General features: G+C 73.7%; 8 protein-coding genes. 3 read left to right on the top strand and 5 right to left on the bottom strand.

Annotated features, from left to right (window positions below; genetic code table 11):
- Both ACIPK4_RS20160 and ACIPK4_RS20155 read right to left on the bottom strand, forming a co-directional pair.
- The coding region (locus ACIPK4_RS20160) for a SidA/IucD/PvdA family monooxygenase (protein WP_402314371.1) at positions 1-728 on the bottom strand (728 nt) is incomplete at its 3' end.
- Between the two features lie 136 nt (positions 729-864).
- Positions 865-2319 carry an MFS transporter gene (locus tag ACIPK4_RS20155; protein ID WP_402314368.1) on the bottom strand — a complete coding sequence of 485 codons (1455 nt, stop codon included), beginning with the start codon at positions 2317-2319 and terminating at the stop codon, positions 865-867.
- Positions 2320-2468: 149 nt separating this feature from the next.
- Between ACIPK4_RS20155 and ACIPK4_RS20150 the strand changes: the two genes are divergently transcribed.
- Both ACIPK4_RS20150 and ACIPK4_RS20145 read left to right on the top strand, forming a co-directional pair.
- Positions 2469-2870, top strand: coding sequence for a DUF1992 domain-containing protein (locus ACIPK4_RS20150; RefSeq protein WP_402314367.1), 402 nt, complete (start codon positions 2469-2471; stop codon positions 2868-2870).
- 102 nt (positions 2871-2972) lie between these two features.
- Positions 2973-5630, top strand: a complete 2658-nt coding sequence (locus tag ACIPK4_RS20145) for a SpoIIE family protein phosphatase (protein WP_402314413.1) — start codon at positions 2973-2975, stop codon at positions 5628-5630.
- A gap of 39 nt (positions 5631-5669) precedes the next feature.
- On the opposite strand, the gene ACIPK4_RS20140 is transcribed toward ACIPK4_RS20145, so the two are convergent.
- Positions 5670-6413, bottom strand: coding sequence for a carbonic anhydrase (locus tag ACIPK4_RS20140; RefSeq protein ID WP_402314365.1), 744 nt, complete (start codon positions 6411-6413; stop codon positions 5670-5672).
- 91 nt (positions 6414-6504) lie between these two features.
- Positions 6505-7707 carry a Gfo/Idh/MocA family protein gene (locus ACIPK4_RS20135; RefSeq protein WP_402314363.1) on the bottom strand — a complete coding sequence of 401 codons (1203 nt, stop codon included), beginning with the start codon at positions 7705-7707 and terminating at the stop codon, positions 6505-6507.
- Between the two features lie 123 nt (positions 7708-7830).
- Here ACIPK4_RS20135 and ACIPK4_RS20130 point away from each other — a divergent pair, with 123 nt between their 5' ends.
- On the top strand, positions 7831-8181 hold the full coding sequence (locus ACIPK4_RS20130; protein ID WP_402314361.1) for a hypothetical protein: 351 nt from the start codon (positions 7831-7833) through the stop codon (positions 8179-8181).
- A gap of 14 nt (positions 8182-8195) precedes the next feature.
- Here the strand turns inward: ACIPK4_RS20130 and ACIPK4_RS20125 are convergent, their stop codons facing one another.
- A complete protein-coding gene (locus ACIPK4_RS20125; RefSeq protein WP_402314358.1) occupies positions 8196-8849 on the bottom strand; it encodes an isochorismatase family protein in 654 nt (217 codons plus the stop codon).
- Positions 8850-8871: the final 22 nt, after the last annotated feature.

Genomic DNA, 8871 nt, shown 5'->3' with positions numbered 1-8871 from the left:
ACGAACTTGCTCGTCTGGTAATTCTGCAGCCCGATCGACCGGACGAGCATCGTCACCCGGCTCTGCGGCAGGTTCTCGTGCAGGGCGTAGAACATTTCCGCCGCGCTCTGCGCCCCGCCGACCACGACCGCCCGGACGGGTTCGTCCCGTGGAATGCGTGCAATGCGCGTCCGGTACTGCGCACTGTGGATCAGCCGGTCGTCGGGCAGGGAGGAAAACACCTCCGGGACCCGCGGGTCACGGCCGCCGCCCACCACCAGATCGCGGCAGCGGATCTCGTCCCCGTCGGTGAGCAGGACGCGCCACCCGGACACCGATCCGTCCGCGTCCACCACCGGGTCGACCTGCGCGGCCCGGGCGCCGTAACGGATCTCCACCCTCTCCAGCGACGTGGCGACCCACTGGAGGTAGTCGGAGAACTCCCACCGGTACGGGTGGAAGGTGCCCAGGTTCACGAACTCGTCCAACCGGCCTTGCTCGTGCAGGAAATTGAGGAACGTGAACCTGCTCGACGGATTGCGCAGCGTCACCAGGTCCTTCAGGAAGGACACCTGGCTGCGCGCCCACGGCATCAGCAGGTCCCGCTGCCATTTGACGTCCGGGCCCTGCTCCAACAACAGCGTTCCGTCCGCCAATTCGGCGGATCCGGACTCCTCGATGGCCACCGCGAGCGCCAAATTCGCCGGCCCCGCACCGATCGCCAGAACACCGACCTCCCGAACAGCCACGCTTCCCCCTCGCACAGTGATCCCAGTCGCGGACAGGCAGTAGCGAGGCTAGATTTCCGCCGTTCCCGGGAGATAGGGGAACTTGTCCCTTCGACTGGGGAATCTGGTCGGGAAAACGCGGGGCGCAAGCGGGATCTCAGGACACCGGGGCGGGATCGCCGCCCGTCCGGGCGGGGGCGCCGGCCGGCGCGGCGTCCACCGCCCCCGCGGTCCGGCCGGCCTCCACGGCCCCCATGGCGGCCAGTCGCCGCAGCGCGGAACGGCGTTGGACGACGGCGACGGCGGCGACCGCGGCACCGAGCACCAGCCAGCCCGCCGGCCCGGCCGTCATCACGGCGCCGGTCAGCAGGACCGGCCCGGCCGACTTCTGTAGGGACTGGGACATGCCCGCCACACCCAGGTACGAGGCCCTCGCCTCCCGGGGGGCGAGGGAAACGGCCAGCTCCCAGGAGCTCACGGAGCGCAGCAGTTCGGCGGCCGTGACGAGCCCGGCCGCCGCCAGCAGGGCGATCGAGGCGGCCCAGGCACCGTGTCGGGGGGTGAGGGCGATGAGCGCGCAGCAGCCGAGCAGCACCAGCCCGTACAGCCGGGCGGCCGCGGCGGCCTGACGGGGCAGGCGGACCCGCGCGGACACGGTCATCTGCAGAACCACGACGAGCACGGTGTTGAGGAGGAGGAAGGCGGGGACCACGGCGTGCGGCGCGTCGGTGTGGCCCACCAGCCACAGGGGCAGCCCGACCCCCAGGATCGAGTCGTCCAGGCACAGCGGGATGTCCAGGAGCACGAACCGCAGATAGCCGCGATCCCGCCACGGGCTCCGGGCCGCCGGCGGCTGATCGTCCGGGGCACCGGCATCGGCGGCCGTGGTTCCGGCGCCGGCGGCCTCCCCACCGGGGCCCGCGGCCGCACCGGCCGCCCCCGGTGCGGCGGCCGCGGGGGCCGCACCCCGCCGGCCTGCGCCGCACTCCCGGGTGCGCCACACCAGCGCCGCGGCGGCGAGGAACGACAGCGCGTCGCCCAGGATCAGGACCTGGTACGCACCGCGGGTGCCGACGGCCAGGCCGAGGGCGGCCAGGCCCGCGCCCAGCGCGTAGCCGGCGTTCGCCACGCTCCGCGACAGCGCCTGGTACGTGCCGCGCCGCTCGCCCGCCGCCCGCGTGGCGAAGAGCATCTCGAGCATCTTGGCGGCCCGGTCGCCGAGCGAGGTCACGGCGACGACGAGCAGCAGCACGTCGAAGCGGGTGACCACGAGCAGCGCGCTGATCGTGCCGAGGCGCAGCAGGTGGCAACCGATCAGCAGCGTGCGTACGGGGAAGCGGTCGGCCAGGTGGCCCGCCAGCGGCGAGCCGGCGACGCCCGCCACTCCGGCCGCGCCCAGCAGCAGGCCCAGCTGCCGCCCGTCGAGACCGGTCACGAAGGTGAAGAACAGGACGCAGGACGCGCCCCACACCCCTGTCCCGGTGCGGTCCAGCAACTGGGCGAACAGCATGATCCGGGCGTCCCGGCCGCCGGGTGGCCGCCGCAACTGCGCCAGCAGTCCGGCTCCGTCCCGCCCGCCCGTCCGCTTCCCCGCACCGCGCTGCCGCCTCATGTCCGTTCCTCCGCATCCCCCGGTAAAAGTATCTCGATGTCGAGATACTTTGCGCAGCCTGCCGGAGAATAATCTTGACGTCAAGATAAATTCCCGGGCCGACGGCCGCCCCGGCGCTACGCTGACCGCAGGGACGTCGAGGAGGGACCGTGACCGAGCGCAAGCCACCGGGCGTGAGCGTCGAGTCCTGGGTGGACCGGCAGATCAGGGAGGCCGCCGAGCGCGGCGAATTCGAGAAGCTGCCGGGCTACGGCAAGCCCCTCGCCGCGATCGACGCCCCGTACGACGAGTTGTGGTGGATCAAGGACAAGATGCACCGCGAGGGCTTCGCCGCCCTGCCGCCGGCGCTCGCCCTGCGCAAAGAGGCCGAGGACGCCCTGGAGGCGGTGCGCGCGGCCCGATCGGAGCGCCAGGCGCGCGACATCCTCACCGCGGTCAACGAGAAGATCCGCGCGGCCCTGCGCAGGCCGCCGCCGGGACCGCCCCTCCACCTCACCGAGTTCGACGTCGACGACGTCCTCAGGACCTGGCGGGAGAGCCGCGGCGACTGACGGCGCGCCCGGGCCGCGGTCGCGGCGCGCCCGGCCGCGGACCACCGACAGTGCTACAAATGGTCTCGTGGCCCATCCTTGCAACCCGTGCCGGGGACGTCGGTGCGGTCACTGAGCCAAAAGCGCCCGCGCAGCGTCGCCCGACAGGTCTTCGTCCTTCAGGTGGCGATCGTGGTGCTGCTCGCCGCCGGTGCCGTACTCGCCCTCGTACTCCAGTCCCGGCACGACGTGGACCGCGAGGCCCGGACCCGCTCGGTGGCGGTCGCGCAGACCTTCGCCCACTCGCTGGGGCTGCGCCAGGCGCTCCGGGCACCCGACCCCTCCAAGATCCTCCAGCCGCTCACCGAGGTGACGCGCAAGGACGCCGGGGTGGACTTCATCGTCGTGATGAACGACCAGGGGATCCGCTACACCCATCCGCTGCCCGACCGCATCGGCAAACGGTTCGTGGGCACCATCGCGCCCTCCCTGGCCGGCCAGGTGTACACCGAGAGCGTGAAGGGCCCCCTGGGCCAGGAGATCCAGGCCGTCGTGCCCGTCTTCGCCGACCCGTACAAGGACGGCGGCCCGGTCGTGGGCCTCGTGTCGGCCGGGCTCACCGTCAAGAACGTCACGGGCGTCTTCCAGCGGCAGCTGCCCCTCATCCTCGGCACCAGCGCGGTCGCCCTGGCGCTGGCCACCGCCGGCGCCGCACTGATCAGCCGGCGGCTGCGCCGCCAGACCCGCGGGCTCGGCCCCCTCGAGATGACCCGCATGTACGAGCACCACGACGCGGTGCTGCACTCCGTCCGCGAGGGCGTGCTGATCACCGACGGCGGGGGCCGGCTGCTCCTCGCCAACGACGAGGCGAAACGTCTTCTCAGGCTGCCGCCCGACGCCGAGGGCCAGCACATCCGGGAGCTGTCGGGGCTCGACCGGCAGATGGCCGACCTGCTGCTGTCCGGCCGGGTGGCCACCGACGAGGTGCACGAGGCCGGGGACCGGCTGCTGGTCGTCAACCAGCGTCCGACCCGGCCCCGCGGCAGGCCCGAGGGCACGGCCGTCACCATCCGCGACTCCACCGAGATGCAGGTGCTCAGCACCCGGGCCGAGGCGGCCCGCAAACGGCTCAGGCTGCTGTACGACGCGGGCGTCGGCGTCGGCACCACCCTGGACGTGAAGCAGACGGCCCAGGAGCTCGCGGACGTCGCCGTCCCCCGCTTCGCGGACTTCGTCACCGTCGATCTGGCGGAACCCGTCCTGCTCGGCGACGAGCCCACGAGCGTCAAGATCGACCTGCGCCGGACGGGGGTGAGCGGCATCCGGGAGGACGTGCCGCTCTACCCTCGGGGCCGGCTGATCGACTTCCTGCCGTCCACGCCCCAGGCGCGGGGGCTGAACAGCGGCCGCGCCGAGCTCGTGACCGATCTGACCGAGGCGCCCGGCTGGCACGCCCAGGACCCGCCCCGGGCCCGGGCCATCATCGACTACGGCGTCCACTCCCTGATCACGGCGCCCCTGAAGGCCCGCGGCGTCGTCCTCGGCGTGGTCAACTTCTGGCGCGCCGAGAAGGAGCCGTTCGACGAGGAGGACCTGACACTGGCCGAGGAGCTCGTCGCCCGCGCCGGGGTCAGCATCGACAACGCGCGCCGCTACACCCGCGAGCACGCCCTCGCGGTGACCCTCCAGCGCAGCCTGCTGCCGCGCGACCTGCCCGAGCAGAGCGCCGTGGAGGTCGCGCACTACTACCTGCCCGCGCAGTCGGGGGTGGGCGGCGACTGGTTCGACGTGATCCCGCTGCCGGGCGCCCGGGTCGCCCTCGTCGTCGGCGACGTCGTCGGGCACGGCCTGCACGCCGCCGCGGCCATGGGCCGGCTGCGCACGGCCGTCCTGAACTTCTCCTCCCTGGACCTGCCGCCCGACGAGCTCCTCGCCCGCCTCGACGACCTCGTCCAGTACATCGACCAGAGCGTGGACGGCGACGGGGCCGAGGGCGGCCTGATCGGGGCCACCTGCCTCTACGCCGTGTACGACGCGGTGACCCAGCGCTGCACGGTGGCGCGGGCCGGCCACATGCCGCCGGCGGTGGTGCGCCCGGACGGCACGGTGGAGATCCCGGAGCTGCCCGCGGGCGCGCCGCTGGGGCTCGGCGGGTTCCCGTTCGAGTCGGCGGAGCTGGACCTGAGCGAGGGCACCCAGCTGGTGCTCTACACCGACGGGCTGATCGAGGACCGGGCCCGGGACATCGACGAGGGGCTGGCACGGCTCCGCGCGGCCCTGGCACACGCGGACCGCAGGCCCGAGGAGACCTGCCGGGCGGTCCTGGAGCAGCTGCTGCCGGTACGTGCGCGCGACGACGTGGCCCTGCTGGTCGCGCGGACCTCGGCCCTGCCCCCGGAGCGGATCGCCGAGTGGGAGGTCCCGTTCGAGCCGAGCGCGGTCGGGGCCATGCGGGCCGTGGCCGTGGAGAAGCTGGAGGAGTGGGGCCTGGGAGAGCTCGCCTTCGGGACCGAGCTGGTGCTGAGCGAGCTCATCACCAACGCGATCCGGCACGGCGCCGAGCCGGTCCGGGTACGGCTCCTGCACGACCGGGTGCTGACCTGCGAGGTCTTCGACGGCAGCAGCAGCTCGCCGCGGCTGCACTACGCCAAGACCACCGACGAAGGGGGCCGCGGCCTGTTCCTGGTGGCCCAGCTCAGCCGCCGCTGGGGAGCCCGGTACACACCCGAGGGGAAGGTCATCTGGTCCGAGCAGCCCCTGTCCGGCCCGGAGGAGACCTGACCGTCCCCGGGCGGGGTGCTGGCGGCCGCGGAGATCCGCTCAGCGGATCCGGCGCACCCGCTGGCTGGTGAGTTCGTACCGTGCCCCGATCACGGCCAGCTTCCCGGCGGCGACCCGGGCGGCGAGATCGGGCTCGGCCGCCAGCCGGGAGCGGACGAGCCGTACGTTCTGGGTGACCGCGGCATCGACGCGCGCGTCCCGGCGCAGCGTCCGGTCGACGGCCGGACGGATCTGCTGCGCCAGGTAGCGCAGGTGGCCCGGCAGCTGGTCGAGCCGCTCGGTGGCGCGGACGGCGGCGGTCACGGCCCCGCAGGACTGGTGCCCGAGGACGACCACCAGCGGGATGCCCAGCTCCACGACGCCGAACGCGATGCTCCCGAGCACGGCGTCGTCCAGCACCTCACCGGCGGACCGTACGGTCATCAGATCGCCGAGCCCCTGGTCGAAGACCAGCTCCGGCGGTACGCGGGAGTCGACGCAGCCCAGGATGACGGCGAACGGGTGCTGTCCCCCGACCAGCGCCTGACGTACGGTCCGGGTGGCGTCGGGGTGCCGCTCGTGGAAGGTGCGCCAGCGGGCGTTTCCCGCGGCCAGCTCCCGCAGCGCCGCCTCGGGGGTGCCGGGCCGCGGACCGTAGGGGCCGCTCCGGGAGCCGGCCCCGGTGGAACCGCCGCCGGCCGCCAGACCGGCGCCCAGGGCCACGGCCCCGGTCAGGGCGCCCCGCACCAGCGCGCGCCGTCCGTGGGTCCCGTCGGCCCGGTGACGCTCGGCAAGGACGCTCATGCGGGCAACGTAGGTCCCACCGGGCCGGGGATCCGCAGACAGGCCCGCCCTTGGGGAACTCTTGGGCACAAACACCCCGGCCGGGGGCCGGTCAGTGGTGTGCCGAGGGGCTCTGGCCCCCGTCGAAGTACGCCACCAGGGCCGGGTCGAGCGGCGGTACCCGTCGGGGCGTGCCCCCGGAGCGCAGGGATTCCGTCGCCAGGCAGCCCACCGCGACCGCCATCCGGGCGGCGACGGGCGAGGTGTCCGTCGCTCCCCCGTGGCGGGCGAAGCGCAGGAATTCGTCCATCAGCAGCGGGTCGGCGCCGCCGTGACCGCCGCCCTCCGTGTCCGGGACGGTGTGGGTGGCGTCCGGCCCGGCCCGGTAGCCGGAGCGCCGGCTGTTCCAGACGCGGACCTCGGCGCCCGGGCCGTCACCGAAGTTCTCCAGGCGGCCGGCGTCCCCGATGACGGTGTAGTTGCGCCAGTAGTCGGGGGTGAAATGGCACTGCTGGTAGGCGGCGAGCACCCCGTTGGTGAGGCGCAGGTTGAGCAGCGAGACGTCCTCGACGTCGATGACCGGGTTGAGGCCGCGCTGGGTGTGCGGGGGCCAGTGGCCGTCCTCCTGGCCCTCGGGCGGCCGGTCGTCGCCCCTGGGCTCACCGGGGGCACGGCGGTGCGGGTTGTCCCCGTAGACCATGAGGTCGCCCATCGCCTGGACGTCGTCGGTGTAGGCGCCGGCCAGCCAGTGCAGCACGTCGATGTCGTGGGCGGCCTTCTGGAGCAGCAGGCCCGTCGTGTACCGGCGTTCGGCGTGCCAGTCCTTGAAGTACCAGTCGCCGCCGTGGCCCACGAAGTGCCGTACCCACACGGTCCTGACCCGGCCGATCGCCCCGGCCGCGATCAGTGCGCGCATCGTGCGCACCACGGGCATGTGCCGCATGTTGTGCCCGACGTACAGGCGGGTGCCCGTCGCGCGGGCGGTGCGCAGGATCTCGTCGCAGCGCTCCACGGAGATGTCGAGCGGCTTCTCGACGAAGACGGGCCTGCCGGCGACGAGCGTCCGGCAGGCCAGGTCGGCATGGGTGTGGTCGGGGGTCAGGACGAGGACGGCGTCGATGCCGGGGCCCTCGGTCACCGCCCGGGGATCGGCGGTGACGTGCGCGCCCGGGAAGGCCGCGGCGGCCGCCGCCCGGGCCCGCGGACCGGGATCCGCGACGGTGGTGACGGTGGCGCCGCGGCCCGGCCGGTGCGCCGTGCGCGCGAGGCTGCCGCGGAGCCCGAACCCGAGGACGCCGATGCGAAGGTCGGTCATGGCGGACTCCCTTCCCCCCGGCGCCGCGTTCATCCGCCCGGCCGCGCACCGGATGCCGCCCGCGCCCCGCCGGGGCAGGCTGTGCGCAAGGCCATCCACCACCGCACAGACGAGGACCGCGCCATGTCCCACAGTCGGCGTATCGGCGTCATCACCGCGGCCGCAGCACTGCTGCTGACGGTCACCGCCTGCTCGGGCCTGGGCCGGAGCACCGTCGGCGTGCTCACGTTCCGCGGCAACGACTCGCCGGTCTTCCTGAGCTACTCCAACACGCCGGTGGTGGGCTGTCACAAGATCGCGCTGCCGAAGGGCGCGACGCACGTCGAGAACAACACGCTCGTCGACATCATCCTGTACCCGACGCTGGACTGCAGGAAGGTCGCCGGGGCCGACGGCATCTACGTCGCCACGACGCTGTCGGACGTGACGGCCCCGGTCGCCCTGCCCTGGCGCAGTTTCAGCGTCGTCCACTGACCCCGGGGCGGGCCTCACCCCAGGAGGGCCCCGGCCGTCGGGGCGACCGTGCCGAAGAGGTCACCGATCGTGGCGAGGCTCGCCGTCTGGAGGGCTGCGGCGGACACCGGGCTGCCGTCGGGCGCGGTCAGCGCGCGGGTCGCGGTGGCGTCGGCGACGACGCAGGGGCGGTAGCCGAGGTGGAAGGCGCCCTGGGCGGTGAACGTGACGCACATGTGCGTCATGAATCCGGCGATCACCAGGTCGGGGCCGGCGCCCAGCTCCCGCAGGGTCTTCTCCAGTTCGGTGGCGTGGAAGGCGTTGGGGGCCTGCTTGACCACGACCGGTTCCCCCTCGCGCGGCGCGACCTCCGCGCTGATGGAGCCGATCTCGGCCCGGATGTCGTACGGGGTCCCCTCGCCGCCGTCGTTGACGACGTGGACGACCGGGGTCCCGGCGGCCCGGGCCGCCGCCAGCAGGCGGGCGCCCGCCGCGAGGGCCTGCTCGGCGCCCTCCAGGGCCAGCGCCCCCGACCGGTAGGTGTTCTGGAAGTCGATCATGACGACGGTGGACCCGGCCAGGCGGGGGAGCTCGCCCGGGAGGCCGAGGAGCTCGCGCAGCGTGGTGGACGCGGGCACGGGCACGGCGGACGCGGATGCGGATGCGGATGCGGATGCGGATGCGGACATGGTGGACCGTCCTTCGGGTCGG

The organism is Streptomyces sp. NPDC086989 (assembly GCF_044745505.1).
GTDB lineage: Bacteria > Actinomycetota > Actinomycetes > Streptomycetales > Streptomycetaceae > Streptomyces.
This window is presented reverse-complemented; position numbering and strand designations above follow the sequence as displayed.

What these genes read in the sequence shown, in the direction of transcription:
- ACIPK4_RS20130 (WP_402314361.1), top strand. Translation starts at nt 7,831, where the DNA reads ATGTCCCACAGTCGGCGTATCGGCGTCATCACCGCGGCCGCAGCACTG.
- ACIPK4_RS20140 (WP_402314365.1), bottom strand. Translation starts at nt 6,413, where the DNA reads ATGAGCGTCCTTGCCGAGCGTCACCGGGCCGACGGGACCCACGGACGG.
- ACIPK4_RS20125 (WP_402314358.1), bottom strand. Translation starts at nt 8,849, where the DNA reads ATGTCCGCATCCGCATCCGCATCCGCATCCGCATCCGCGTCCGCCGTG.
- ACIPK4_RS20135 (WP_402314363.1), bottom strand. Translation starts at nt 7,707, where the DNA reads ATGACCGACCTTCGCATCGGCGTCCTCGGGTTCGGGCTCCGCGGCAGC.
- ACIPK4_RS20155 (WP_402314368.1), bottom strand. Translation starts at nt 2,319, where the DNA reads ATGAGGCGGCAGCGCGGTGCGGGGAAGCGGACGGGCGGGCGGGACGGA.